The organism is Leptolyngbya subtilissima AS-A7 (assembly GCF_039962255.1).
Lineage (GTDB): Bacteria > Cyanobacteriota > Cyanobacteriia > Phormidesmidales > Phormidesmidaceae > Nodosilinea.
Genome location: NZ_JAMPKY010000004.1, coordinates 353,416 through 377,385 on the forward strand (window position 1 = coordinate 353,416; position 23,970 = coordinate 377,385).

The 23,970-nt window shown below is 59.3% G+C and carries 25 protein-coding genes; 15 read left to right on the top strand and 10 right to left on the bottom strand.

Features of this window, described 5'->3' with window-relative positions:
• Nucleotides 1-2 precede the first annotated feature (2 nt).
• From NC979_RS11265 to NC979_RS11275, 3 genes are all read left to right on the top strand, one after another.
• Entirely contained in the window at nucleotides 3-746 is a 744-nt protein-coding gene (locus NC979_RS11265) for an SIMPL domain-containing protein (RefSeq protein WP_242024071.1), read from the top strand.
• An 86-nt stretch (nucleotides 747-832) separates the two neighbouring features.
• Entirely contained in the window at nucleotides 833-1,207 is a 375-nt protein-coding gene (locus NC979_RS11270; RefSeq protein WP_190520670.1) for a group I truncated hemoglobin, read from the top strand.
• 53 nt (nucleotides 1,208-1,260) lie between these two features.
• Nucleotides 1,261-1,935, top strand: a complete 675-nt coding sequence (locus NC979_RS11275; protein WP_190520673.1) for an MOSC domain-containing protein — start codon at nucleotides 1,261-1,263, stop codon at nucleotides 1,933-1,935.
• Here NC979_RS11275 and NC979_RS11280 read toward each other — a convergent pair.
• The 4 genes from NC979_RS11280 to NC979_RS11295 all read right to left on the bottom strand — a co-directional run bounded on the left by NC979_RS11280 (nucleotide 1,913) and on the right by NC979_RS11295 (nucleotide 3,876).
• Nucleotides 1,913-2,179: a hypothetical protein gene (locus tag NC979_RS11280; RefSeq protein ID WP_190520675.1), complete on the bottom strand. Its 267-nt coding sequence runs from the start codon at nucleotides 2,177-2,179 to the stop codon at nucleotides 1,913-1,915. The two genes, NC979_RS11275 and NC979_RS11280, sit on opposite strands and share 23 nt — an antisense overlap.
• Complete coding sequence (locus tag NC979_RS11285) at nucleotides 2,179-2,406, bottom strand: hypothetical protein (RefSeq protein WP_190520676.1); 228 nt, start codon at nucleotides 2,404-2,406, stop codon at nucleotides 2,179-2,181. Before NC979_RS11285 ends, NC979_RS11280 begins: the two co-directional genes overlap by 1 nt.
• A 284-nt stretch (nucleotides 2,407-2,690) precedes the next feature.
• The gene (locus tag NC979_RS11290; RefSeq protein ID WP_199308898.1) at nucleotides 2,691-2,918 is read right to left on the bottom strand and encodes a PucR family transcriptional regulator; all 228 of its coding nucleotides are present in this window, start codon (nucleotides 2,916-2,918) and stop codon (nucleotides 2,691-2,693) included.
• A complete protein-coding gene (locus tag NC979_RS11295) occupies nucleotides 2,896-3,876 on the bottom strand; it encodes a PucR family transcriptional regulator (RefSeq protein ID WP_199308899.1) in 981 nt (326 codons plus the stop codon). Before NC979_RS11295 ends, NC979_RS11290 begins: the two co-directional genes overlap by 23 nt.
• A 553-nt stretch (nucleotides 3,877-4,429) precedes the next feature.
• Here NC979_RS11295 and NC979_RS11300 point away from each other — a divergent pair.
• From NC979_RS11300 to waaF, 8 genes are all read left to right on the top strand, one after another.
• Nucleotides 4,430-5,497 (top strand): glycosyltransferase family 9 protein, encoded by a 1,068-nt coding sequence (locus NC979_RS11300; RefSeq protein WP_190520678.1) that lies wholly within the window; start codon nucleotides 4,430-4,432, stop codon nucleotides 5,495-5,497.
• A complete protein-coding gene (locus NC979_RS11305) occupies nucleotides 5,487-5,903 on the top strand; it encodes a glycosyltransferase family 9 protein (protein WP_190520680.1) in 417 nt (138 codons plus the stop codon). The genes NC979_RS11300 and NC979_RS11305 overlap by 11 nt, the downstream gene beginning before the upstream one ends.
• Before the next feature lie 25 nt (nucleotides 5,904-5,928).
• The gene (locus NC979_RS11310) at nucleotides 5,929-6,915 is read left to right on the top strand and encodes a glycosyltransferase (protein ID WP_190520682.1); all 987 of its coding nucleotides are present in this window, start codon (nucleotides 5,929-5,931) and stop codon (nucleotides 6,913-6,915) included.
• Between the two features lie 134 nt (nucleotides 6,916-7,049).
• Nucleotides 7,050-8,999, top strand: a complete 1,950-nt coding sequence (locus NC979_RS11315) for a glycosyltransferase (RefSeq protein ID WP_190520684.1) — start codon at nucleotides 7,050-7,052, stop codon at nucleotides 8,997-8,999.
• 49 nt (nucleotides 9,000-9,048) lie between these two features.
• Nucleotides 9,049-9,804, top strand: a complete 756-nt coding sequence (locus NC979_RS11320) for an SDR family oxidoreductase (RefSeq protein WP_190520686.1) — start codon at nucleotides 9,049-9,051, stop codon at nucleotides 9,802-9,804.
• A gap of 226 nt (nucleotides 9,805-10,030) precedes the next feature.
• Nucleotides 10,031-10,615: a D-glycero-alpha-D-manno-heptose-1,7-bisphosphate 7-phosphatase gene (locus tag NC979_RS11325; protein ID WP_190520688.1), complete on the top strand. Its 585-nt coding sequence runs from the start codon at nucleotides 10,031-10,033 to the stop codon at nucleotides 10,613-10,615.
• Entirely contained in the window at nucleotides 10,578-12,080 is a 1,503-nt protein-coding gene (gene rfaE2 / locus NC979_RS11330) for a D-glycero-beta-D-manno-heptose 1-phosphate adenylyltransferase (RefSeq protein WP_190520690.1), read from the top strand. The genes NC979_RS11325 and rfaE2 overlap by 38 nt, the downstream gene beginning before the upstream one ends.
• A complete protein-coding gene (gene waaF / locus NC979_RS11335) occupies nucleotides 12,080-13,204 on the top strand; it encodes a lipopolysaccharide heptosyltransferase II (protein ID WP_190520691.1) in 1,125 nt (374 codons plus the stop codon). Before rfaE2 ends, waaF begins: the two co-directional genes overlap by 1 nt.
• Here waaF and NC979_RS11340 read toward each other — a convergent pair.
• Nucleotides 13,192-13,563, bottom strand: a complete 372-nt coding sequence (locus tag NC979_RS11340) for a sensory rhodopsin transducer (protein WP_190520693.1) — start codon at nucleotides 13,561-13,563, stop codon at nucleotides 13,192-13,194. The two genes, waaF and NC979_RS11340, sit on opposite strands and share 13 nt — an antisense overlap.
• 251 nt (nucleotides 13,564-13,814) lie before the next feature.
• Here NC979_RS11340 and NC979_RS11345 point away from each other — a divergent pair, with 251 nt between their 5' ends.
• Nucleotides 13,815-14,693 carry an SDR family NAD(P)-dependent oxidoreductase gene (locus NC979_RS11345; protein ID WP_190520695.1) on the top strand — a complete coding sequence of 293 codons (879 nt, stop codon included), beginning with the start codon at nucleotides 13,815-13,817 and terminating at the stop codon, nucleotides 14,691-14,693.
• A 129-nt stretch (nucleotides 14,694-14,822) separates the two neighbouring features.
• Nucleotides 14,823-15,671 carry a glycosyltransferase gene (locus NC979_RS11350; protein WP_199308900.1) on the top strand — a complete coding sequence of 283 codons (849 nt, stop codon included), beginning with the start codon at nucleotides 14,823-14,825 and terminating at the stop codon, nucleotides 15,669-15,671.
• Nucleotides 15,672-15,770: 99 nt separating this feature from the next.
• Here the strand turns inward: NC979_RS11350 and NC979_RS11355 are convergent, their stop codons facing one another.
• Nucleotides 15,771-16,877: a spore photoproduct lyase family protein gene (locus tag NC979_RS11355; protein WP_242024073.1), complete on the bottom strand. Its 1,107-nt coding sequence runs from the start codon at nucleotides 16,875-16,877 to the stop codon at nucleotides 15,771-15,773.
• A 293-nt stretch (nucleotides 16,878-17,170) separates the two neighbouring features.
• Between NC979_RS11355 and NC979_RS11360 the strand changes: the two genes are divergently transcribed.
• A complete protein-coding gene (locus NC979_RS11360) occupies nucleotides 17,171-19,462 on the top strand; it encodes a glycosyltransferase family 9 protein (RefSeq protein WP_199308901.1) in 2,292 nt (763 codons plus the stop codon).
• Nucleotides 19,463-19,465: 3 nt separating this feature from the next.
• Nucleotides 19,466-20,686, top strand: a complete 1,221-nt coding sequence (locus NC979_RS11365) for a glycosyltransferase family 4 protein (RefSeq protein ID WP_190520697.1) — start codon at nucleotides 19,466-19,468, stop codon at nucleotides 20,684-20,686.
• Between the two features lie 90 nt (nucleotides 20,687-20,776).
• On the opposite strand, the gene NC979_RS11370 is transcribed toward NC979_RS11365, so the two are convergent.
• From NC979_RS11370 to NC979_RS11385, 4 genes are all read right to left on the bottom strand, one after another.
• On the bottom strand, nucleotides 20,777-21,358 hold the full coding sequence (locus tag NC979_RS11370) for a hypothetical protein (RefSeq protein ID WP_190520699.1): 582 nt from the start codon (nucleotides 21,356-21,358) through the stop codon (nucleotides 20,777-20,779).
• A 163-nt stretch (nucleotides 21,359-21,521) separates the two neighbouring features.
• Complete coding sequence (locus NC979_RS11375) at nucleotides 21,522-22,166, bottom strand: response regulator transcription factor (RefSeq protein ID WP_190520700.1); 645 nt, start codon at nucleotides 22,164-22,166, stop codon at nucleotides 21,522-21,524.
• The gene (locus tag NC979_RS11380; RefSeq protein WP_190520702.1) at nucleotides 22,163-22,996 is read right to left on the bottom strand and encodes a S1C family serine protease; all 834 of its coding nucleotides are present in this window, start codon (nucleotides 22,994-22,996) and stop codon (nucleotides 22,163-22,165) included. Before NC979_RS11380 ends, NC979_RS11375 begins: the two co-directional genes overlap by 4 nt.
• Nucleotides 22,993-23,925, bottom strand: coding sequence for a S1C family serine protease (locus NC979_RS11385; RefSeq protein WP_190520704.1), 933 nt, complete (start codon nucleotides 23,923-23,925; stop codon nucleotides 22,993-22,995). Before NC979_RS11385 ends, NC979_RS11380 begins: the two co-directional genes overlap by 4 nt.
• Between the last annotated feature and the right edge of the window lie 45 nt (nucleotides 23,926-23,970).

Sequence of the window (23,970 nt, forward strand, 5' to 3'; positions counted from 1 at the left end):
CCATGAAAATTAAGTCTTTTACCCCCAGACGGATGGCGGCAGCGGCAGTGATGTCGGCGACCCTGATATCAGGGCTCGGTTTTGTGCCCGTTTTTACCCCAGCAGCGATCGCCCAGGAGGCGGCTATGAGAACGCTAACCGTAACTGGTCAGGGCGAGGAGTCGGTGCAGACGACCAAAACCCAGGTTGACCTAGGAGTAGACGTGCAAGGCACCGATGCCGAAGCGGTGCAGCGTGAGGTGGCCCAGCGCACGGCAGCAGTGGTTGAGTTGCTGCGATCGCGAGGGGTCGAAAAGCTTCAAACCACTGGCATTCAGCTCAGCCCCCGCTACAACTACGAAAATGGCCGCAACGATGTGATCGGCTACACCGGCAGCAACACCGTCAGCTTTCGCGTGCCCACCGAGAGCGCTGGCGCTTTGCTCGACGATGCCGTGGATGCCGGGGCTAACCAGATTCGCAGCGTTAGCTTTGTGGCCGAAGACGCGGCCCTAGAGACGGCTCGGCAGCAGGCGTTGCGTGAGGCGGTAGAAGATGCCCAATCCCAGGCGGGGGTGGTGCTGGGGAGTTTGAATCTGCGATCGCAGGAGATTGTCAGCGTTCAAATCAATGGGGCAGCTCCGCCTGTGCCAGTACCGATGATGCGGCAGGCCGAGTACGCTGGCATGTCGGCCGATGCCTCTACTCCAGTGGTAGGGGGAGAGCAAATCGTACAGGCCCAGGTGACGCTCCAGATTCGCTATTAAGAAACTTGGTTGGGGTGCCTAGAGTAAAGATGGTGTCGCTGGGGTAGGGCATTTTAAGAGCGCTACCCCTTATCCTGGAGCGGACTATGACAACTCTTTTTAACCAACTTGGCGGTACCCTTGCCGTTGACCTAGCGGTCGAAAAATTCTACGAGCGGGTCTTACAAGACGATCGCATCAAGCATTTCTTTGCCAACGTCAATATGACCAAGCAGCGGGGGCACCAAAAGGCTTTTTTGACCTATGCCTTTGGCGGCACCGATAAGTACGACGGTCGCTACATGCGCGAAGCCCACCAAGAGCTAGTCGCAAACCACGGCCTAAACAGCGAACACTTTGATGCCGTTGCCGAAGACCTGATGCTGACTTTAGAAGAAATGGGCGTACCTGAGGAACTCAGGTCGCAGGTGGCCGCGATTGCAGCAGCACCCCAGCACAAGCGGGATGTCCTGAACCAGTAAGCGTATCCTAGAGAGAGCGTGTCTTAGTAGGACACGCTCTTTTTTTGTCGCTCATGTTTGACACGATGCCTGAGATTGTCTCGATTCAGGTGGGCCTGCCCCAAACCCTGGGCACTGAAGCCGCCCCCAACCCCATGGATCAGCGCTGGACCACCGGCTTCTTCAAGCAGCCCATCAATGGTGAGGTGTGGTTGGGCTACACCAACTTAGCCGGGGATGGCCAAGCGGATTTGAAAAACCACGGCGGCGTTGATAAGGCCGTACTGGCCTACAGTGCCGAGCATTATCCTGAATGGCGATCGCACTTACACAACCCCGAGCTGCCCTACGGTGGCTTTGGCGAAAATTTCACCGTGGCGGGGCAGACCGAGGCCGAGGTTTGTATTGGCGACACCTACGCGATCGGCAGCGCCAAAGTCCAGGTATCGCAGCCCCGGCAGCCGTGCTGGAAACTGTCTCGCCGCTGGCGGGTGGAGGATCTGGCGCTACAGGTGAAAGCCAACGGCCGCAGCGGCTGGTATTTTCGGGTGCTGGAAGAAGGTGTGGTAGAGCCGGGGCTGGCGATGGTGCTGTGCGATCGCCCCTACCCCGAATGGACTGTAGCTCGCGCCAACAGCATCATGCACCATGGTTTGGGCGATCGCGTGGCGGCGATGGAGCTGGCGAGTTGCCCCCTGCTGTCGCGCAACTGGCAAGAAAAATTGCTCAAACGGGGTGCATCGTCCTAGGCGGGGGCGCAGTCGGCTCTAGAGCACAGACCCGAGCCGGCTGCCGAGACACAATCCGCAGCTCGTGGGGGTAGCGCGGACGGGGATCGTTCACCAGCCAGATCGGCGGCACCATAGTGGCTTCGTAGCCCTCAATTTCGTAGAGAATGCCGGGCTGGTCTACCTGCTCGACAAGGGTGCCGGGCAGGTAGTCAAATAGCTCATCCCAATCGATGGCTGACTCGGGCAGAGATTGGGGATGCATTAGGCGTAAAAGTGGCTTTTGTGCAGCACGGTTTCGCCGTGGTCGGGCACCCAGACGACCCAGGTATCGGGCGACTCTTGACACAGCAGCTTGGCTTCATCGGCGGCATAGGCGCTGAGCGGCTCGGCCAACTTGACCCAGGTGTCGCGGGTGTAGGTAATATGACAAACAGGCTGCCAGCCAGCAGCGGGCTTGCGGTCGGTTTGGGAATGAACTTGTGGAATCATGAGGTCGCCTCTGAGGAGTTAATGCGGGCGACAGACCGATCTTGAGTCGAAGGAAGCTTGGGCGAACAAGAAGCAGTCAGTCAGGCATTTCTGTAGTCATTTTTACAAAACGCCCGAGAAAATGGAACAACCGTGGGAGATAAATTCACAAACCCTGACTTAACAGCCGCTGGTTGGCCTATCTATGAGAAAGTGGATCCGCAGCGCTGAGCGATTGGCTCACCGCAAGTAGCTGAAAAGAGCGTGGCAGTATTTCTACCAAACGGCCACAATCAGCACCCTATTCAAATTCCCTGAAACTCCTGGAGCAGTAGCGCCAGACGAATCTGCACAGCCTCGTCAAACCGGCGAGGGTCAAGCCCTGTTAGGGAGGTGATCTTTTCCAGGCGGTAGGTGAGGGTGTTGCGGTGGATGCAAAGCCGCTTTGCCGTCGTGATTGGGGCGCAGTCTTCAGAAAAGAAAACCTTTAGAGTATTGATTAACTCGGGTTCATTGTCTAAAGGACTGAGCAAATGTAGGGCCAGGTCCTACCTTGGTGCGTTCGTCAGCAACACAGGCAAAGGCGGCAATACCCAAATCATCTAGACAGTAAACCCGGTTGTGACCGTCAAACTGCCGTCCTAGCCGCAGGGCAACCTGGGCATCTTGGTAGGAGCGCGCCAGGCCTAGCAAACCGGGATGATAGCGACCAATGCCAACGCTGAGGGTGGTGCCCGTTTCTTCTCGCAGCCGCATCAGGAGGGCATCGCCAGCCCGTTTGAGTGCCTCTAAGTTGGTCCAAGAGCAGCCTAAGCTATCGCCACGGGTGGCGGTGTCGTGACCGGCCCAGGGGCTCAGATTTTTGCTGTCGCTAGCTTTGAGCACAGCAAATTGGCCGCCCCCTAGATCGGCACAAATAGTTTCGTCGGGCAGGTTGAAGAATGTGACGATGCTGTTGACAATGGCTTGAGAGCAACGCTGCTGGCTGGGGTTAGCTTCGTCGAGGGCTCGGCTCATGGACAGCATGGCATCGGTAGCATCGACTAAAATCACGGCTCTAGGGGGAGTCAAATCAATACCCAACAGGTTGGCCTGCTGAAGAACCGTGTCTTCCTCAGTGATGCGGCCTTTGAGCAAGTTCGAAATGACTTGATTCTTATAAACTTGTTGCTGTGGGAAAGTAGCAGCAGCCAGTTGACTCACTAGCAAATCTAGAAAAGCGCGGGCATGCTTAGGGGAGAGCACTTCACCATCCATCCCCTGTTCAATCTTGACTTCCCCTACTTGGTCGTGTACGTAGAGCGGCAGACTTAAGTATTGATTAGATGAGGCCCGATCGCGGTGGCTTTTTCTATCAAAGCGATGGTGTCGATGGAACTGCCGACTGGCTACCAAGTTTTGATTTGAGTCACTAACAAAGACGGCTGTTTGCAGGAGCGACGACAGCTGTTTAGCAACTACATGGGCAACATGTTCAAATGTTTTTGACACAGCTAACGCAATGCGTAAGGTTCCTAGACGCTCTATCAACTGTACAAATATTGGCACCGCAAAACGGTTTGAGCACTCAGGCAATCAAACCTTCTGTTATTTCTGAAGTGAGAATTTTAACTACACGGCTGGCAATCACAAATCCCGGCTAGCCAAAAGTTTTTCATTCATTGCCTAATATTTCTCACTTCACAGGGCTGTTTAGCGATCGCTTTTTTGAAGCCGATCGCATCTTTAGAAATAATTAAATAGTTGGTCGTGAACATTAGCTAGCAGAATCGGCTCAGACCTAAAATTGATTGTAGTTAATACTTAGAGTCGTTTCAAGGTTCTGCTTTAGCATCTATCCAAAGGAATATTTCGAAAGATTGGTAAGAATATGTGTGCCTTAAAAAATATGGGGATTTGAAGATAACTGAAACTGCTTTGTTGACTGATTGTGCAAGTGCACAAAATGCCTAGCCTAGATACCAGAATTGTTTTGTCAAATGTCCAATGCGGTGATATTTGAACATCCCTAGCATGACTTTCATAGTTGTTAAGAGGTCGGCGCATGACCTGTCGCCTCCCAATACCGCTGACTGCTCACATTTTAGTCGTGCGTTCTTTACCCGGCCTGGGAGATCTGCTTTGTGCTGTGCCGGCACTGCGATCGCTGCGATCGGCATACCCATTTGCCAAAATCACCTGGCTGGGGTTACCCGGAACGGAATGGTTTAGCCAGCGATTTAACCATCTGATTGATCATTGGTTGCCGTTTCCAGGTTTCCCTGGCATTCCTGAGGGCTGGCAGAGCCCACAAAAGACAGTTGAATTTTTAGGGCAGATCCAGTGCCAGCACTACGATTTGGTGTTGCAACTCCACGGCAACGGCAGCTCGATTAATTCTTTTCTCGCGCTGCTGGGGGCCAGACAGCAGGCGGGGTTTTATCTGCCAGGTCAATTTTGTCCTGATCCCCGCTACTTTTTGCCCTATCCACAGCAGGGATCAGAGGCCGATCGGTTGCTGCGGCTGACGGAGTTTTTGGGCCTGCCGGAGCAGCGCCCAGAACTGGAGTTTCCGCTGTCAGAGGATGAGTATGAGGCGGGGCTACAGCTACTAAAGTCCCACGACCTGTCCTCAGGCCAATACATCTGCCTGCATCCGGGGGCAAATAGCGCAGATCGCCGCTGGTCGATTGACGGGTTCACTCAGGTCGCTCAATCGCTGGCGAACCAGGGCTACCGCATTGTGCTGACGGGCACCTATGCTGAGCGGGGGCTGACCGCACAGATCTGTGCCGCTGTAGGGGCTGTATCGCTTGATTTGGCTGGTTGTACAGCCCTGGGGGAGTTAGCAGTGCTGCTGCAGCAAGCGGCGCTACTGATCTGCAACGACACCGGCATTTCACACCTGGGGGCCGCGCTCAAGGTGCCGAGCGTGGTGGTGTTTAGCAACTCAGAGGTAGAGCGCTGGGCTCCCAGCAACAGCGCTTCAGGGAAGGGTTTGGAACAGGGCCGCCACCGTATCGTTGACAGCCGTCAGACTGGAGCGGCTACCGCTTGGGCGGTGCTGGCTCAGGCGCGATCGCTCCTCAACGCTCAGTCTCAACTCCTACCAGAGGTGTGCTATGCCCGCTAAAACAACCGCTCAACGGCAAAAGGTCCTGGTTCTCAACATTCGTGGGGGCAGTGCGCTGCTGGAGTTGCGAACCACGTTCCCCGAGGCCGAACTGACGGTGGTTGAATCTAGCCAAATCGCAAGCTGGTTGAGCGCCGATGAGGCGACGCTGGTGGACTGGCAGCAGGCGATTGGCTGGTTGCGCCAAGGTGGGTTTGACGCGGCCATAATTCTCACGGCACCGGGGCAGTCTCCCTACACCCTGGGCTACCTCTGCTATTTGGCGGGCATCCCGATTCGCATCGGCCGGTCTAGCGAGTTTGGGGGGCAGGTGCTGAACCGCTGTGCGACGCCAGACCAAGACGACGACGCTTTGGCGGTCCTGCTGAGGGGGAGCGGGCGATCGCTGGCCTCGGCACTCCGCTAATTCCTACAACACAAGTTTTCTTCCCATGCGACGACTGCGAATTCTCACCTGGCACGTACACGGTAGTTATCTCTACTACCTAACCCAGGCCCCCCACGACTTTTACTTGCCCACCAAACCGGGCTTTCCGGAGGGCTACGGCGGGCGGCTGCCGGGGTTTGACTGGGGCAGCAACGTCCACGATATTCCGGCCGAAGCTGTGCAGCACCAGGAGTTTGACTGCATTTTGTTTCAGTCGGCCCGCAACTACCAGGAAGATCAGTACGAGCTGCTCAGCCCAGAGCAACGGCAGCTGCCCCAGCTGTTTTTAGAGCACGACCCGCCTCGGCAGCAGCCCACAGACACTCGCCATGTGGTGGACGATCCTCACCTGCTGCTGGTGCATGTGACGGCCTTTAACCAGCTGATGTGGGACTGTGGCTCTACACCAACTCGGGTGGTTGAACATGGCGTGATGGTACCCGAGGGCGTGCGCTATTCGGGCGAGATTCCGAGGGGCATTGTGGTGGTTAACGGGCTGCGATCGCGCGGTCGCCGCCTGGGGGCCGATGTGTTTGAGCAGGTGCGTCAGCAGGTGCCTCTCGACTTGGTGGGCATGGATGCCGAGAGCTTGGGCGGTCTGGGCGAAGTGGACCATACCGCGCTGCCGGAGCTGGTGGCCCGCTATCGGTTCTTCTTTCACCCAATTCGCTATACCAGTTTGGGTCTGGCGGTGTGCGAAGCGATGTGCTTGGGGGTGCCGGTGGTAGGGCTCGCCACCACAGAGCTAGCCATGGTGGTTGAAAACGGCGTCTCGGGCTACATCGACACCAACCCGGCAGCCCTGGTGCCCCGCATGCAGCAGCTGATCGACGACCCGGCCCTGGCCCAGCGCCTGAGCCAGGGAGCCCAGCGGGCGGGCATGGCCCGGTTCAACATGCCGCGATTTGTGCAGGACTGGAATGCTGCCTTTGCTGAAGCGCTGGAGTTGGGGCGCGATCGCCAAAGCCACCGCGCCCCGGCCCTAATCTAGCCCCGCAAGCTAAGTGAAACGCCACATTAAACAACCCTCTCCCCTGCCATAGGAACGGTGGGCATTGCCCACCCTACCGCCCCCCTTTGCCTCTGCCTCGAACCCTAAATTCTTCACCCTCACTCTCAAACCCTATGACTAAGCGGATTGCCATCATCAGTGAACATGCCTCGCCCCTGGGCAGCTTTGGCGGCACCGACAGCGGTGGACAGAATGTCTATGTGGGTCAAACGGCCAAACAGCTGGCGGCCCTGGGCTACCAGGTGGATGTCTTCACCCGCCGCGATGACGCGGCCCTGCCGGAGCTGATGCTGTGGCACAACGGCATTCGCATTATCCATGTGCCGGCGGGGCCGCCGGAGCCGGTGCCTAAGGAAGACCTGCTGCCCCACATGGGAAGTTTTAGTCGCTACGTGCTAGCCTTTGCCCGGCGACAGCAGCGGCAGAATGAGGGCTACCACCTGATCCACGCCAATTTTTGGATGTCGGCCTTGGTGGCCAGCCAGGTGAAACAGCATCTGGGAATTCCGTTTGTGGTTACGTTTCACGCCCTGGGCAAGGTGCGGCGGCGGCACCAGGGGCAGGCCGACCGGTTTCCCAATGAGCGCTTCGCCGTTGAAGAGCAGGTGGTGGAAACAGCGGACGGCATTGTGGCCGAATGCCCCCAGGATCGCGACGACCTGATTCAGCTCTACGGCGCTAAGGCCGACAAAATTCACATCGTGCCCTGCGGCGTCGATCTGAGCGAGTTTTGGCCGGTTCCCAAAGCCCAGGCGCGGGCAACCCTGGGGCTGTCGATGCAGGAGCGGGTGGTGCTCCAGCTGGGCCGCATGGTGCCGCGCAAGGGGGTCGATACGGTGATTGAGGCGATCGCCATGCTGGCCCAGCAAGATCTGCCCACGCGGCTGGTGGTGGTGGGCGGCGAATCGCCGCTGCCTGACCCTGAAAAAACGCCCGAAATTGGCCGGTTGCAGGCGCTGACGGCAAAGCTGGGCCTCCAGGATCGAGTCACCTTTGTCGGCCAGCGGGAGCGAGAGGTGCTGAAGTATTTCTACAGCGCCGCCGATTTGTTTGTGACCACCCCCTGGTACGAACCCTTTGGCATCACTCCGCTGGAGGCGATGGCCTGCGGCACCCCCGTGATCGGCTCCAACGTGGGGGGGATCAAGTTCACCGTGCGGGATGGGGAGACGGGCTACCTGGTGTCGCCCAAGGCAGCGGGGGAGCTGTGCGATCGCATCGCCTTTCTCTACCGGCATCCCGACGTGCTCAACCTGTTTGGGCGGCAGGCCCTGCGCCACGTGACCCGCCAGTTCACCTGGCCTAAGGTGGCTAGCGCCCTAGCCTCGATCTACGAGTCTGTCCTGGCTAAAACCGCTGCCCCAGACGTTTCAGTAGACACCACCGAGGCCGATCTGGCTCAGATGGAAGCCCGCTTTGACGCCGCGATTTTGGCCCTGCGCCAGTCGCGCCGCTTGCTCAGCGGCGATATTTTGGCGGTGTCGCGTCGGCTCAGCCAGTGCTTTAGCCGCGGGGGCAAGGTGCTGGTGTGCGGCAACGGGGGCAGCGCTGCCGATGCCCAACACTTTGCCGCCGAGCTAGTGGGCCGCTTTCAGTGCCAGCAGCGGGCCGGGCTGCCGGTGATGGCCCTGACCGCCGACACCGCCCTGCTCACCGCCTGGGCCAACGACGTGGGCTATAACGACATCTTTGCCCGCCAGGTGTCTACCTTTGCCCAGCCTGAAGATGTGCTGGTGGTGATCAGCACCAGCGGCCGCTCCCGCAACTTAATCGAGGCGGTGGCTGCGGCCAAAACCCGCAACGTCCACTGCATTGGGCTGCTGGGCGGCAGTGGCGGTGACCTACTGCCTCTGGTAGATGAGGCGATCTGCGTACCCAGCCCCGATCCTCAACGCATTCAGGAGGTGCAGATTTTAACCCTGCACCTGATCTGCGAGTGGATTGAGGACGATTTGCGGCGATCGGACCGCCCTATCCAGCGATCGCTGGCGAGCGTCCCCCCCGCCAAGGCGATCGAGACCCCTCGTCCCACCGCGTCGGTCTCGGCCAGCCAGAGCGGCTGAGACCACCCAATTCCCTTTCCAACACAGTATTTTTTAACTAGGAATCAGCATGCAAACCCTGACTAAAACAGCCAATTCCATCCCTTCTCTAGACGGCAAAGTCGCGATCGTCACCGGCGGGGCGCGGGGCCTAGGAGCGGCCACCTGCCAATGCCTAGCCGCTGCCGGATTGAACGTGGTCGTCGCTGACCTGCGCCACGAGTTGGCCACCGGCCTTGCCCAGGAAATTGAGGCTTCTAGCGGTAGCGCTATGGCTCTCAACCTGGATGTCACCAGCCCTGCTAGCGCCGCCGCTCTGCTCGATCAGGTGCTCGATCGCTACGGCCGCATCGACGTGCTGATTAACAACGCTGGCATTGACGTCACCGAATCGGTAGAAGACCTGACCCACGACCAGTGGCAGCAGGTAATTAACGTCAACCTCAACGGCCCGTTTTATATGTCTAAAGCCGTTTTTCCTGCCATGCGCGAAAACGGAGGCGGCCACATTATCAATATTGTTTCCACTGCCGCCAAACGGGCCTGGGCCAACGCCTCCGCCTACCACGCCAGCAAATGGGGCCTGCTGGGCTTCTCTCAAGCGCTGCACGTGGAAGGACGACCTCACAACATCAAAGTTACCTCTCTGATTGCCGGCGGCATGCGCACCCCGTTTTTGCTAGAGCGCTTCCCCGACATCGACCAGACCACCCTACAAGACCCCGCCAATGTGGCTGAGACCATCCGCTACCTGCTGATGCAGCCCCCCGGCACGGTGATCTCGGAGATGATGGTGCTGCCGATGAAGGAGACTTCGTGGCCGTAGGGGAATAGGGGAGTGGGAGGGTAGGAGGGTGGATGAGTAGATGGGTAGGGGATAGGAGGGTGATGACTTTCGCAACGGCTTGCTCCCTATCTAGTTAGTCACCTTCTCTCTTATCGCCCTGCATCCACCCACTTCCTCACCTTTCTTATCTCCATTACTCTCCCACCCTCCCACTCCATCACTCATCCACCCTCCCACCCGCCTACCCATCCACCCCCCCCCTCCCATGCTCCCCGCGATTTTTCTTGACAAAGATGGCACCTTGCTCGAAGACGTGCCCTATAACGTTGACCCGGCGCAGATGCGGCTGTGTGCTGGGGTGGCGACTGGGGTGCAGCGGCTGCACGAGGCGGGGTTTGCCCTGGTGGTGGTAACTAATCAGTCGGGGGTGGCGCGGGGATATTTTGCGGAGGCGGCGATCGCCCCTATGGAGCGCCGCTTACGCCAGCTGTTGGGGGTGCCGATCGCGGGTTTCTATTACTGTCCTCACCATTCTCAAGGCAGTGTGGCGGGCTATGGAGTGAGCTGCAGCTGTCGAAAGCCTGAGCCGGGCATGCTGCTGCGGGCCCAAGCTGACCTGGGGCTTGACCTGGGCTGCTCCTGGATGGTGGGAGACATTCTCAACGATGTGGAAGCGGGGCGGCGGGCCGGGTGTCGCACCGTTTTAATTGACAACGGCAACGAGACCGAGTGGATATTGACGCCGGGGCGGGTGCCCCACCAGATTGCTCAGACCTTTGACCAAGCTGCCGACCTCATTCTTCAGCAGAGCTATGCCTACTCCAGACGTCCAGACCCAGTGTTTCCCTAGTTGGATCGATCGCTTTCCCCGCCTGCGGGTGCTGGTGATTGGCGATGCCATTCTCGACAGCTACCTGCAAGGGGCCACCACTCGCCTCTGCCGCGAGGGGCCAGTGCCAATTGTCGATGTGATGGAGGCCGAGCATGTGCCCGGTGGGGCGGCCAACGCGGCGGCCAATGTGGCCAGCCTGGGCGGCAACACCCACTTTCTGACGGTAATCGGGGATGACGCCCCGGGCGGCCAGCTCTGTGCGGAGCTGGAGCGGGTTGGGATGCAGCTCGAGGGCGTGGTGCGATCGCGCGATCGCCAGACCCTAGTTAAACAGCGCCTGCTGGCCGACAACCAGCTGCTGGTGCGCTTCGACCAGGGCAGCACGGCGGCAATTTCTCCCACTGAAGAAGATCGGCTGATCGAGCAGCTCAACCGGCAGTTTCCACTCTGCGATGCGGTGGTGATTTCGGACTACGCCTATGGGGTGCTCACGCCCCGGGTCATTCTCCATTTGCAGCGGCTGCAAGGGCGCTACACTCGCCTGCTGGTGGCCGACTCAAAGCGGCTGAAAACCTACGCAGCTCTGGGGGTGACGGCGGTCAAACCCAACTACGACGAGGCGATCGCTCTGCTCAATCTGCCCCGGCTATCTGGGGCGCAGCGGGTTGAGCAAATGACCCGCCATGGCCAGGGGGTGCTGGCGGCTACCGGGGCCAAAATGGCGGCCATCACGCTCGATCGCGACGGAGCCCTAATCTTTTTGCAGGATGACGCGGGAACGGTAGCTGACCCCGCTCGCACCTTTGCCAACCCGGCCCCCAGCGCCCACGCCACCGGGGCCGGTGACACCTACGTTGCCACCCTGGCCCTGGCCCTGGCCGCCGGAGCTGACCCCCACGGGGCGGCCTCGCTGGCGGCGACCGCCACGGGGATCATCGTTACCCAGCCAGGGACGACGCGTTGCGACCCCCTCACTCTGCGCCGCTCCCTGGCAGAGGGCAATAAGCGCATTGCCGACCCGGCGGAGCTGACCTCGGTGGTGGCCCAGCAGCGCGCCCTGGGTCGGCGAATTGTGTTCACCAACGGCTGCTTTGACATTTTGCACTCGGGTCACGTCACCTGCCTAGAGCAGGCCAAGGCCCTGGGAGACGTGCTAATCGTGGGGGTGAATACCGACGAGAGCATTCGCCAGCTCAAAGGGCCCTCTCGCCCGGTGAATGGGTTGGCCGACCGGCTGACTGTGCTGGCCGCCTTGGGCTGCGTCGACTATGTCGTCCCCTTTGCCGACCTGGCGCCTCGGGAACTGATTCGCCTGATTGGCCCCGATGTTTATGCCAAGGGCGGCGACTACACCCGTCACTCGCTGCCCGAAACTCCCCTGATTGAGGAGCTGGGCGGTGAGGTGGTGATTTTGCCTTACCTAGGCGATCGCTCTACCACGAACCTGATTCAGCAGATTCGCACCGCACCGAGGGAGGCTTGATGGACTGGAGTACGGCCCAAAACATTCTCTGCGTCCGCCTCGATAGCTTAGGGGACGTGCTGATGACCACCCCGGCCCTAGCGGCGATCAAGGCCACTCGGCCCGACAGCAAACTGACGCTGATGACCTCGGCGGCCGGGGCGGCCTTGGCTCCCCAGCTAGCGATGGTCGATGATGTCTGGGTCTACGATGCCCCCTGGCTCAAGGCTACGGCCCCGCGCCAAAATAGCCAGCCTGAGCAGGCAGTGATCGAGGAGCTGCGATCGCGCCAGTTCGACGCCGCCGTTATTTTCACTGTCTATAGCCAAAACCCTTTGCCCACGGCCTTTATGGCCTACATGGCCGACATTCCCCTGCGGCTGGCCCACTGCCGCGAAAACCCCTATCAGCTGCTCACCGACACCATTCGCGACCCCGAGCCTGAGCTAACTCGCCACGAGGTGCAGCGCCAGCTCGATCTCGTCGCCAGCGTGGGCTATCGCACGGCCGATGAACGATTGCAGATGACGGTGCCGAGGGCAGCTCACCAGCGAGTTTCTAACCTTTTAGAAAACCTGGGGCTAAGCCCTGCCAAGCCCTGGATTGTGGTGCACCCTGGGGTCTCGGCCCCCTCCCGGCGCTACCCGCCGGAGCTGTTTGCCGAGGTGGGGCGATCGCTCGTCAACCAGGGCATTGCCGTTATCTTTACCGGCACCGCTGACGAAGGGGAGCTGGTCGAAAGCATTCGCAGCCAGATGGTCGCCCCGTCTCACTCCCTGGTGGGGTTACTCACCCTGGCGGAGTTGTCGGCCCTGCTCGCCGCCGCGCCCCTGCTGCTCTCAAACAACACCGGCCCCGTCCACATTGCTGCCGCCGTGGGCACCCCCGTCGTGGATCTCTACGCCCTGACCAACCTGCAACACACTCCCTGGCAGGTGCCCCACCGGGTACTGTTTCACGATGTGCCCTGCCGCCTCTGCTACCGCAGCATTTGCCCCGAGGGGCACCACAACTGCTTGCGCCTGGTGGAACCGGCAGCGGTGGTGGCAGCGGTGCTAGATCTGCTGCCGCTGGGGACTCTGCCTAGCGAATCATTCCTCGGAGCCGGCCCAGCCCTAGCCCTAGCCGAGGTTCAACCCGCATAGGCTATGGTGCTGAGCAGCGCGATGTCTGACCGGCGAGAATCGAGCCGGCTATGCTGCACCACAATGGGCACATCTGAGGCGATCGTGCTGGCGTATTCGGTGCCCCGAGGCACCGCAGGGTCTTTCAGGTCATTGAACCGCACGTGCTTAGTACGCCGAGGAGCTACGACGATGTGGTAAGGGCCAACGGGTTCGCGATCGCTAAAATACAGCGTAATCTGCACATGGGCTTCCTGGTCAGAGGTATTGAGTAGGCAGGCGGTCTCATGGCTGACAAACTCGGGCGGCCGGTCGGTGTCATCAGGGGGGATGTAGCCCTCTGCGATCGCCCAGTAGGTCTTGCCGATGGGTTGTGCCATAGAAAATCTCCTGCATTTACTTTAGGAGATTAGCGATTTTGCCGAATGCCTACGTCTATCGAGGGAGCCAATTCAACGGATTTTGTCAGTTGGTTCAAAGGAAACGAGACCAACAAAATTGATTTGTTGAGGAATATTTTCAGTCTTCAAAATGAAAGAGCGGCAGCTGAATCTCACCTCTAACAGAGGGCAATCCGATCGGTTCTTTAAATCCTGAAGGAGTGCCCCCTACAGGATTTAAAGATTAACCCATGACAGGACGTCTAGACGGCAAAGTGGCCGTGATTACCGGAGCCGCTACCGGAATTGGCGAAGCGATCGCCTACAAATTTGCCCTCGAAGGGGCCAAGGTTTTAATCAACGGCCTGCCCGACGACCCGATTGAGGATGTTGCCCAAGCCATTCAGCAGCACGGTGCCGAGGTCGTGACCTACAAAGGCGATGTCTCCCAAACCGAAGAGGCTGAAGCTTGTGTGCAGGCGGCGATCGACGCTTTTGGCCAGCTCGATATTTTGGTCAACAACGCCGGGGTATTTTTAGTCACCGCTGAAACCCAAGACTATCCGGTCGATCTGTTCGATCGCACCATTCAGATGAATATTCGCTCGGCGTTTTTGATGACCAAATCTGCCCTGCCCTACCTGCAAGAGAGTCGCGGCAATATTGTGTCGGCGGGCTCAGAGGCCGGGTTTAACGGGCTGGCCCAAAACGCTGTCTACGGCGGCACCAAAGGCTGGGTGCACTCCTTTATGAAGGGTGTCGCGGTGGAGCAGGCCAAGCACGGCGTGCGGGCCAACTGCGTCTGCCCCGGTGCGATCGACACCGCCTGGACCCACAAAGAAACCGGCCCCATGGATGAGCAAATGGAGGAAACCCTGATTCAGGCAACCCCGATGGGGCGGCGGGGCACGGCAGAAGAAATGGCCAACGTCTACGCCTTTTTGGCATCGGATGAAGCCAGCTACGTTACCGGTGCGCTGTGGCTGGCCGACGGCGGTGTGACCGTCGCCAAAGGGCCCGTGGGCGATCAGGTTCCCGACGAACTCAAACGCGAGCCCGCCGGTCAATTGTCTGATCTACGCCACGGCCGCGAAGGACTCAAAAACAAGACCGTCAAGTCGATTAAGTAAGCCCTTGGGCGTACAGCGCTTAGGCATCGACTTCCCTTAGCGCTGTACACCCGCTCCAAGTTTTAGGTGGGCGATGCCCACCCTACGGCTGCAAAGCCTAAACCTGTATAACGCTCTATCTGGGGGATTTTGACCGACAAGTCCCCCTGCCCCCTCACCCCTACCCCTGCCATGCCCACCATCGACGTTCTGATTCCCACCTACAATCGACCAGATGCTCTGGCCGTTACCCTGACTAGCCTGTGCGCACAGACCTACAGAGATTTTCAGGTTATTGTGTCTGACCAGAGCGAAGATCACGATGTGGCTGACAACGGCACGCTGCAGGCGGTAGCGCGGGTGCTGGCGGCCCACCACACCCCAGTTCAGATTCTCAAACACTTGCCCCGGCGGGGCATTGCCGAACAGCGGCATTTCTTGCTGAACCAGGCGACGGCCCCCTACGTGCTGTTTCTCGACGACGATGTGTTGCTAGAGCCGTGGGTGCTCAAACTTCTGCTCAACACCATTGAGCGAGAGAGCTGTGGCTTTGTAGGCAACCCGCCAATCGGCCTAAGCTACATCGACGATGTGCGCCCCGATGAGCACCAGTCCCTAACTTTTTGGGAAGGTCCCGTACAGCCCGAAACCCTGCGCCAAGATACCCCCGAATGGGAACGCTGGCGGCTCCATAATGCCGCCAACCCCTACCACCTTCAGCAACGGTTTGGTCTAACTCCCCACCGCCCCAGCCCCTACCATGTGGCCTGGGTAGCGGGCTGCATATTATTTAACCGGGCTAAACTGCTGGCGACTGGGGGCTTTAGCTTTTGGCAAGACCTGCCCTCTGAGGCCTGTGGTGAAGATGTCTTGAGCCAGCAGCGGGTAATGCAGCGCTACGGCGGCTGTGGGGTGCTGCCTTCGGGGGCCTACCACCAGGAGTTGCCCACGACTTTACAGGATCGCAGCCAGAACGCCCCCAACCTGCTGCCGCTCTAAGGGTATAGGGTCCAGGGTGTAAGGCTCAAGGCAGGTCATGAGCCTTACACCCTGGACCCTATACCCCCACTAACCTTTCATCTTTGGCTTAGCAACCTACTAAGTCCAGTAGAGAATTTTGGCTTGGGGAAACCGCTGCGCGATCGCTCCTTCAAAAAAGGTGCGCAGCTCGGTCATGGTGTCGCGCTCGTAGACGTACTTGGTGCCGCCAAACTTGTTGCGCTTGGTGGTGCGGGTTGACTCGTCTAGGTCGAGCTTGCTGTTGGGGTACCACTGCTCTAGCACACCCTTAGAGCCGGGGGTAAACCGGTGAGAAATCAGCTCGAAGGTGAGGTCGCAGTCAAAGTCGAGGGCGTTGGCGGCGGCCTCGAGCAGCTGGCTATACTCGTCTTGCCAGTTCTCAGTGGGCATGATGGGGGCGATCACTAGCCCCACTGGGTAGCCGCCGCCACCCTGCTCTACCGGCAGAGCTAGCTTGCGAATGGCCTGCAACCGCTCGGTCACCGAGGCCGTGCCCCCCTCTAGCAGCCGGGAAACTGAGGCGGCGTTGATGCTGAAGCGGCAGCGGGTGTGGCCGTTGTGGGGCAGGGTGAGCAGGTCGTCTACCTGATCAAACTTGGAGACCCAGCGCAGGTGAGCGCGATCGCGGGTGCCAAAGTAGCGAATGCACTCCGCCAGGCTACCAGTGAGGTGCTCAATGCCTAGGGGGTCGGTGTAGCAGCTGACCTCGTAAGTGGTAGGGCGATCGGGGTTCTCGTAGTGCTTGAGGTTGTCTAAGATCTGCGGCAGGTTGGCATAGGCACGAATCACGGGCGGCCCCTGAAGGCTACCCGCTAGGTAGCAGTATTGGCAGTGGGCTGGGCAACCCTGGGCCAAATGAAACTGCCAGTCGGCTGAGGGCGGAATTGGCGTTAGCTTGAGCTGGCTAACTGGGGCGGTGACTACGGCCAGGGTGCGCTTTGCGATCGTATAGGTCTCGCGCTCGGTGTCTCCCCGCAGGCCGGTCAGACGGTTTTGCTTGAGATATTCCACGGGCAGATCGAGGGCCTGCACGCGCTCTAAAATCTGCTGTCCCCAAGGCTCGTCTAGGGCGGCGGGGGTGAATAAAACCTGCTCTGGCAGCCATCGACGGCGGCGAGAGGCGACGTCGATGGCTACCGGTTGGGTGCTCTCAACAGTGGGTGCGGTTATGATCGATTGGGTCAAAACAGTTCGGTAAGAACGACAGAGAATCACTAATCTCTCTTGATCGTAAAGACCCCGCTGAAGCAAAGCATCATTCAAATTACAGGTTCCGGATCGGATCCCCTACTCCCTTCTGCCCAGATACCCGTATGCCCATTTTTTCCTAGGCCCTCCCCTAGGAAAGATGCAGATTTTGACCTACGCCAATATTTTGTTGAAAAGATATTTCAACTCAGCCCAACTGGTTTTGCGTCTAGTCAGACACCGATTAGCGCCGCAACCCCAAGCCTTGCTCCACTCCTCGCCTTTTCTCCATGACCCAGATCCTCTTTATTGAGCTGCTTGGGGGCCTTGGCGATGTCTTAATTGCTCTGCCTGCTATTCAAGCGCTGACGGCATCTCACCCACAGGCCCACATGACGGTGCTGACCTTTGCGCCGGGGGACAGTTTGCTGCATCACCACCCCCAGGTGCATCGGGTTTTGCGGGCTCCAGCGGGCCAAGCGCGGCAGGCCGTGGCAGAGGCGCTGCGATCGCCCTACGACTTGGTGGTGACCGACACCACCTACGACGGCATTGCCGATCTGGTGTGCCAGAGTGGGGCACCGCAAACGGTGACGAACCTGTGGCGAAACCCACCGTCAGACCAAGGAGTGAGCGATCGCATGCTCCAGATCCTTCAGCACGAAGGCCTGATTACGGCCGCCGCTAGGGAACACCGCCATCCCCGTCTGTACCCTACTGCTGAGGAATGCGATCGGGTGCAGGCCCAGTTACGCTCCCTTAGGCATCCCCGAATTGCTCTCTACCCTGATGCGGGCATGGCCATCAAGCAGTGGTCACCCGATCAATTTGTGGCCCTGGGCCGGTTGCTGCACCAGCGCTATGGGGCCAGCCTGATTGTGCCAGCGGGCGCTGACCCCAAGCAGGCCCAGGCGATCGTCGATCAGCTTGAGGACGCGACCCTCTGGCCTAGGGGATCGCTGCGCGATCTGGCGGCGCTCTTTGCTCAGCTAGATTGCATAGTGGCCGTCGATACCGGCCCGGCCCGCATCGCTGCTGCCGTGGGCACTCCCACTGTCACTCTGTTTGGCCCGGCCTGGCAGGGTCGCTATGGTCAGCCTGCCCCTCACATCAATTTGCAGGGCTATTCCTCTTGTCCAGAACGCAACATCGCCAACTTTACCGAGCAGGCCTGCTGGTATAGCGGCACCTGTCCCTTTGTTTGGGATACCTGCGTCAATTTGATAGCTCCAGAGCAGGTTGCAGGGGCGATCGATGAAATTTTGGGACTCGGGAATGAGGGGGCGCGAAGTGCCGAGTTTGTCCTGGTTAAAGGGGGGAATGACTCAGTAAACGCTTCAGACCGGATAGGCTCCCCAAATCTCTCAGTGCAGAGGAACTTTGAAAACTGTAGCTCCTCGCAGACTATACCCAAGGCGTTGGGCGAGGTGGGGACCGGTGGCAACCACGTCGCCCAACGCCCAAACCTCAACGCTTCTCCTATAGATATGCTGCGCGTTGGCGAATCCAGTTGGCAGAATTCACCACCAGTCTCACTCCCTAACCCCCACCCCCTACCCTTCTCCCCCTGGCTGAACGCTCGCAACCTGCTCGTTCTCCGGCTCGACAACATTGGCGACGTGCTCATGACAGCGCCAGCGCTCCAGGCCATTAAGGAAACCAGTCCCTACACGCGCTTGACCCTAATGGCTAGCCCGGCTGGGGCAATGGCTGGGCCGCTGTTGCCCTGGGTCGATGACGTGCTGCCCTGGCGTGTTTTGTGGCAGGCGCTGGGCCAGCCCCCAGGGGATGTGGAGCAAGACTGGGCTCTGATCGACACCCTCAAGTCGCGTCAGTTTGACGGGGCAATTATTTTCACCAGTTTTAAGCAAAGCCCGCATCCGGCCGCCCTAATTTGCCAGATAGCGGGCATTCCTCTGCGGCTGGGCGCGTCGCAGGAAACGGGGGAATGTCTCACCCAACGCATTGCTGATCTTCCCAGCGACCTGCACCAAGTGGAGCGGAATTTGCGACTGGTGGAGACTGCTGGATTTGAGGTGCAAAATCGCCACCTTTCGATCGCCATTCCTCCGTCTGCCCGTGTCCCTGCCGTTCCCTACCTGCTGCTCAACCCTTGGGCCAGCTGCCCGTCGCGCATGTATGACCTAGAGCGGTTTGCGATCGCCGCCCGCACCCTGGCCGACAAAACTGGCTGGCCCGTAGTCGTCACCGGCACTGCCAAAGACCGCGCCGCTGCTGCCTCCCTACTCGACACCCTCGGCCCTCACGCCATCGACCTGATCGGCCAGACCTCCCTGGAGGATCTGGTGGCGCTGGTGGCCCAGGCCCGGCTGCTGCTCTCGAACAACACCTCGACTATGCACATTGCCGACGCCACCCAAACCCCCAGCGTGATTTTGTTTGCGGGCACTGAGCTTGAACGGCAGTGGCAGCCGCGACAGACCCGCGCCCAATTGCTGCGCCGCCCCACCCCCTGTAGCCCCTGCTATGCCTTTACCTGCCCCTACGAGCTGGAATGCCTGGATATTGCACCGGAGAATGTGGTGGCAGCGGGGCTGGCTTTGCTGAATCTTGACGTTTGAACTATGCACATTACCTTTGTTTCTGGCAGCTATCGCCCCGATCAGGATGGGGTGGCCGACTACTTGGCCAACCTGCGATCGCATCTCAATCAACGCCATGCGGCCAGTACCGTGCTCACGACCCACGACTCAGCGCTGGCCGTGGCCGATCCCGCCGTGCAGGGAGCGCTCACTCACTGGGGCCTGCCCCAGCTTTTGCCCCTGGTGCAAACAATTTTGTCTACCCCCACCGACATTCTGCACATTCAGCACGCGGCGGGCAGCTACCGGTTTGAGCGCCCGGTGTTTCTGCTGCCGCTGCTGCTGCGGCGAGCAGGTTACAGACGCCCCATCGTCACCACGGCCCACGAGTATGGATGGTGGGAGTGGCAGCCCAAGTGGTTTCCGGCGAGCTGGTTAGAGCGCGTCAAGGAGTGGGGGCAAAAACGCACTTGGTGGGACCGCGAAGACGGCTTTTTGCTCACCGGCAGCGATGCCATTATCACCACTAACCAGAATATTACCGGCATTATGCAGGAGCGCTTGCCGACGCTGCGCGATCGCATGGTCACAGTCCCTATCGCCGCCAACCTGACAGTGGCGCCGGTAGATCGGGCAATGGCGCGATCGCAGCTTCGGCACGAGCGCGACTGGCCTCAGGAAGCTCAGGTGATTGCTTTCTTTGGTTTTTTGCATCCGGTCAAAGGTTTGACCTACCTGCTCCAAGGCTTTCGGCAGGTGCGCGATCGCCATCCCCAGGCCCGGCTGCTGCTGATCGGCGGGGTAGAAACCCTCTCGCTTAACGGCCAAGACGCCGAAAATTTTTGGCAGCAGGTGCAAACTCAAATTCGTGACTTGCACCTCACCGACTTCGTGCACTGCACGGGCTATGTGGAGGCCGAAACCGCCTCCCGCCACCTCTCCGGGTCTGACCTGGGGGTGCTGCCCTTCACCCCCGGCATTACGCTCAAAAGTGGCTCGCTGCTGGCGATGCTGGCCCACCGACTGCCCACCATCGCCACCCGCACCGCTGAAACCGACGCCGTGCTGTGCGATCGCCGGATAATTGCCCCCGTCGTTCCGCGCAGCGGTGATGCCGTAGCCGAGGCTATTTCAACTCTGTTAAATAACCCCGCTGAGCAAGAGCGGTTGGCCGCCGCTGGCCATGAATTTGTGCAGGCGTTTACCTGGGAAGGCATTACCGATCGCCACTGCGATATTTACCAGCAGCTATTGGAGCGTTAGAACATTACTTAAGCCGCTTCGTCTACGGTTGATGGATCTCCCCTAATTGGTAGACTGAGGGCCATGCAAGACCTATCTTGGCAGGACAAATTATTGCTTCTTCATTTCAAATGTCAATTGAGATTCATAGGTGGTTTTAATCACTCCCTTAATCTCACTACTGCCGCATCTACCGAACCAAACTTCGGGTTCGGTAGGGTGATCCATAGTCATTTCAAATCCATCAAAACTGCCCGAAACCCGAAAAATAGATCCATCAGCTTTAGTAAGCTGATCGCCTTCCCATCTCTTTTCCTCAGCGTTTGCGCTCACAATTTGCAGCGTCCCGCTATTGTCAGCCTTACCAAGATTTCGTGTACTCCAAGTCAAAGTTTTACCCTGACTCAGTAGAGCCGCACAGCTTATAGGCGGGGGAGGCACTACTGAGGTAGCCGAGGGTGAAGATTCGTTACTAGAAGAGTTTGTCGTAGGGGGAGTATTTAAGGCAAGAACTAGTCCAGCCGCAAGCAGGGCAAGCCCTATGGGTGCTGACCACTTTTGCTGAGCGGGCTGCACCTCAATTACGCCACCCACTTTGCTGACAAAGGCAAGGAGTATAAAAAACAATCCGGCAAAAATTAAAATAGTCGGAATTGGGGTGTTTTTAAGCGCATCAATGATTTCGGCGCTCATGGTGCTCTCGCCAACTTAAATTGACGCAGAAAGGCTAGGTAAAAACCTTAGTTTCTAGAGCTACAGGGAAAGGCTGGTCTACTTACTAGTAAAGCACTTTGTTTAGGGCAATCGCCAAACTGTAAAAAGACGCAACGGGATGCATAATCTATCGTATTTTTGCCTACAAAAGAATGAACCCCGCCCGCGCTCCGGCGATCGCCGCTTCCGTCCTGCTCGACACGTTGAGCTTCGAAAAGATAGCGCTGGTGTGATATTTGATCGTGTGCTCTGATAGGTGCAGGCGGCGGGCGATCGCCTTATTGCTCAGCCCCTCTGCCAGCATCGTTAGCACTTCGACCTCCCGTGGGGTGAGGGCCTCAGTCTGGTGAGGGGGTGCGGTGGCTTGGAGCGACTCGGTTGACGCCAGCAGGCTGTCTAGCAAGCTGGGATGAACGGCAACTAGACCGGCCACCGCCGCATCCAAGGCCGCCACGATTTCGGCACCGCTGGCCTGCCCCGGCAATAGCCCTATCCGACCCTGCAAAAGTTCGAGCAGGGCAACATCGCTCCAGGCATCGATCAGGGCGACCACCGGCATTGCCAGGTCGTTGACCAGGTCTAGATCGCTCAGTCCGTCGCCAACCATGGGCCAGCTCACCAGGGCACAGTCGGCGGCCCATTCCCTAGAAAGAGGCTGAGCAGCGGCCCCTACAACCTGCCAGCGATTGGCAGAGCCATCGGTATCGGCGGCGCTCTCTTCAGCAATAATGGAGCTCAACCCCGCCTGGGTAATGGCCGATGGGCTGATAATCAGCACCCGCTTCATGCCGCCTGCTCCTGAACGGGTGGACGACCCACCGTGAGGGTACACACGATTGACTGCCCGCCTTGACTGACTTGGAGGGCCAGGGTTTGGTCGGGTACCAAACAATCTAGCCAATCGCGCAAGTCGCTGGGCTGTCGAAATAGCCGCCCATTGATGCCGAGGATGGTATCGCCCGCCACCAACCCCGAACGCGCCGCCGGACTGCCTGCCTCCACTTGGGCCACTGTCCAGCCCGCCGATTCTGAGTTGGGTTGGGCGGTGATGCCTAGGTAGGGTTGCTCCTGCTGAGAAGCTAAAAATTGTTGCACTAAAGCAGTGGGGATGGCGTAGCCTCGGCCTGCGGCAATTTGCGTATTGATGCCAACCACCTCCCCCGCCAGGGTCACCAGGGGGCCACCCGAGTAGCCCGGTGCCAGGGCAATATCGGCCTGTACCCAGCGCGGAATGGGTGGTTTGGCTGCCACAATGCCCAGAGATGTCGCTCCTACATGCCCCTCTGGATTGCCCACCGCCATGACCATTTGCCCCACCCGCAGTTTGCTGGCATTCCCCAAGTCGGCGGCTTGCAGGCCCGCTGATTCAACCTTGAGGGCGGCCAAATCTAGCTGTTTGCTGTGGCCGACTCGATGGGCCGTGAGCCGCTGACCCTCGGCCGTGGTAATCCAGGCTCGGCGCTGGTTCACCACATGGGCATTGGTGATGATCAGGCCCGACGCATCCCAAATCACCCCAGAGCCCAGCTCACCAGCGGGGCCTTGAATGAGCACGGTAGATTGTCTAACGCGGTGAGAGATGGCGGCCAAATTGTGATTTAGCAGGTTGGCAATCATCGCGCACCGCCCTGGGGCTGTTCCCCTACGGTGACGGTGAGTTCTGTTGGCTGGCCGCCGCGCAGCAGGTGCAGTGAGACCGCTTGACCAATGGCGCTGGCGTCTAGGTGACCATAGACCGCCTGTAAGTTGCTGACGGGCTGGCCGTTCACCGCCAGCAAAATATCGCCAATCAGCAGGCCCGCTTGGGCTGCTGGCCCTGGGGCATCGACGCTGACTACCAGCAAGCCGACATCCCCAGATAGCTGGTGGGTTTGCCGTAGGTTTTCGGGCAGAGCCACGGGTTGAAGCCCTACCCCCAGATAGCCTCGGCTGAGACTGCCGCGCTCTAGCAGGGTTTTGACGATGCGGGTCAGGTTAGCGGCGGGCAGCGTCACCACCCGATTGCGTGGGCCGTTGAGGTTAATGCCTAGCACTTCCCCTGCCGTATTCACCAGGGCACCGCCGAGCAGGTTGGGATAGAGGTTGACATCGGGGCGAATCAGGCGATCGATCGCCCGCCCCTGGGATGTTTGCCACGGGCCACCGAGGTTGCCCACTACCCCCAAGCTGGCGCTAACGCCGTAGTCCCACGACTGGCCGACGGCGAGCACCACATGGCCCACTTTGAGGGCGGCCCCGTCGCTAATGGTGGGCACGGGCAGGTCGGTGCGATCGAGTTGCACAATGGCCAGGTCGAGGGCGCGATCGCGGCCCGACACCTCAGCTTCGACCACGTTGCCGTCGGGCAGGGTGAGAGTGAGGCGGCTAGAGCGACCGAGGCCATAGTCGGCGGTGACAATCACCCCCGGCTGCCAGTGAATGCCGCTGTAGGCAAAGCGGCGGTGGCCTTTGACGGCGACGAGGGTAGGTGCGATCGCTGCCACCGCATCCGCTAGCCCAGCGGATAGGGCGCTAAGCGCTGTTGAATTTGCATCAGTAGTAGTCATGTCAGGCTCCGAGGGAGGGTGAATGCAAGGTTGCTATCTCCCACA

Bases quoted from the DNA above. Each gene is read 5' to 3' on its own strand.
- NC979_RS11265 (WP_242024071.1), top strand. From the start codon at position 3: ATGAAAATTAAGTCTTTTACCCCCAGACGGATGGCGGCAGCGGCAGTG.
- NC979_RS11270 (WP_190520670.1), top strand. From the start codon at position 833: ATGACAACTCTTTTTAACCAACTTGGCGGTACCCTTGCCGTTGACCTA.
- NC979_RS11275 (WP_190520673.1), top strand. From the start codon at position 1,261: ATGTTTGACACGATGCCTGAGATTGTCTCGATTCAGGTGGGCCTGCCC.
- NC979_RS11280 (WP_190520675.1), bottom strand. From the start codon at position 2,179: ATGCATCCCCAATCTCTGCCCGAGTCAGCCATCGATTGGGATGAGCTA.
- NC979_RS11285 (WP_190520676.1), bottom strand. From the start codon at position 2,406: ATGATTCCACAAGTTCATTCCCAAACCGACCGCAAGCCCGCTGCTGGC.
- NC979_RS11300 (WP_190520678.1), top strand. From the start codon at position 4,430: ATGACCTGTCGCCTCCCAATACCGCTGACTGCTCACATTTTAGTCGTG.
- NC979_RS11305 (WP_190520680.1), top strand. From the start codon at position 5,487: ATGCCCGCTAAAACAACCGCTCAACGGCAAAAGGTCCTGGTTCTCAAC.
- NC979_RS11310 (WP_190520682.1), top strand. From the start codon at position 5,929: ATGCGACGACTGCGAATTCTCACCTGGCACGTACACGGTAGTTATCTC.
- NC979_RS11315 (WP_190520684.1), top strand. From the start codon at position 7,050: ATGACTAAGCGGATTGCCATCATCAGTGAACATGCCTCGCCCCTGGGC.
- NC979_RS11320 (WP_190520686.1), top strand. From the start codon at position 9,049: ATGCAAACCCTGACTAAAACAGCCAATTCCATCCCTTCTCTAGACGGC.
- NC979_RS11325 (WP_190520688.1), top strand. From the start codon at position 10,031: ATGCTCCCCGCGATTTTTCTTGACAAAGATGGCACCTTGCTCGAAGAC.
- rfaE2 (WP_190520690.1), top strand. From the start codon at position 10,578: ATGCCTACTCCAGACGTCCAGACCCAGTGTTTCCCTAGTTGGATCGAT.
- waaF (WP_190520691.1), top strand. From the start codon at position 12,080: ATGGACTGGAGTACGGCCCAAAACATTCTCTGCGTCCGCCTCGATAGC.
- NC979_RS11340 (WP_190520693.1), bottom strand. From the start codon at position 13,563: ATGGCACAACCCATCGGCAAGACCTACTGGGCGATCGCAGAGGGCTAC.
- NC979_RS11345 (WP_190520695.1), top strand. From the start codon at position 13,815: ATGACAGGACGTCTAGACGGCAAAGTGGCCGTGATTACCGGAGCCGCT.
- NC979_RS11360 (WP_199308901.1), top strand. From the start codon at position 17,171: ATGACCCAGATCCTCTTTATTGAGCTGCTTGGGGGCCTTGGCGATGTC.
- NC979_RS11365 (WP_190520697.1), top strand. From the start codon at position 19,466: ATGCACATTACCTTTGTTTCTGGCAGCTATCGCCCCGATCAGGATGGG.
- NC979_RS11370 (WP_190520699.1), bottom strand. From the start codon at position 21,358: ATGAGCGCCGAAATCATTGATGCGCTTAAAAACACCCCAATTCCGACT.
- NC979_RS11375 (WP_190520700.1), bottom strand. From the start codon at position 22,166: ATGAAGCGGGTGCTGATTATCAGCCCATCGGCCATTACCCAGGCGGGG.
- NC979_RS11380 (WP_190520702.1), bottom strand. From the start codon at position 22,996: ATGATTGCCAACCTGCTAAATCACAATTTGGCCGCCATCTCTCACCGC.
- NC979_RS11385 (WP_190520704.1), bottom strand. From the start codon at position 23,925: ATGACTACTACTGATGCAAATTCAACAGCGCTTAGCGCCCTATCCGCT.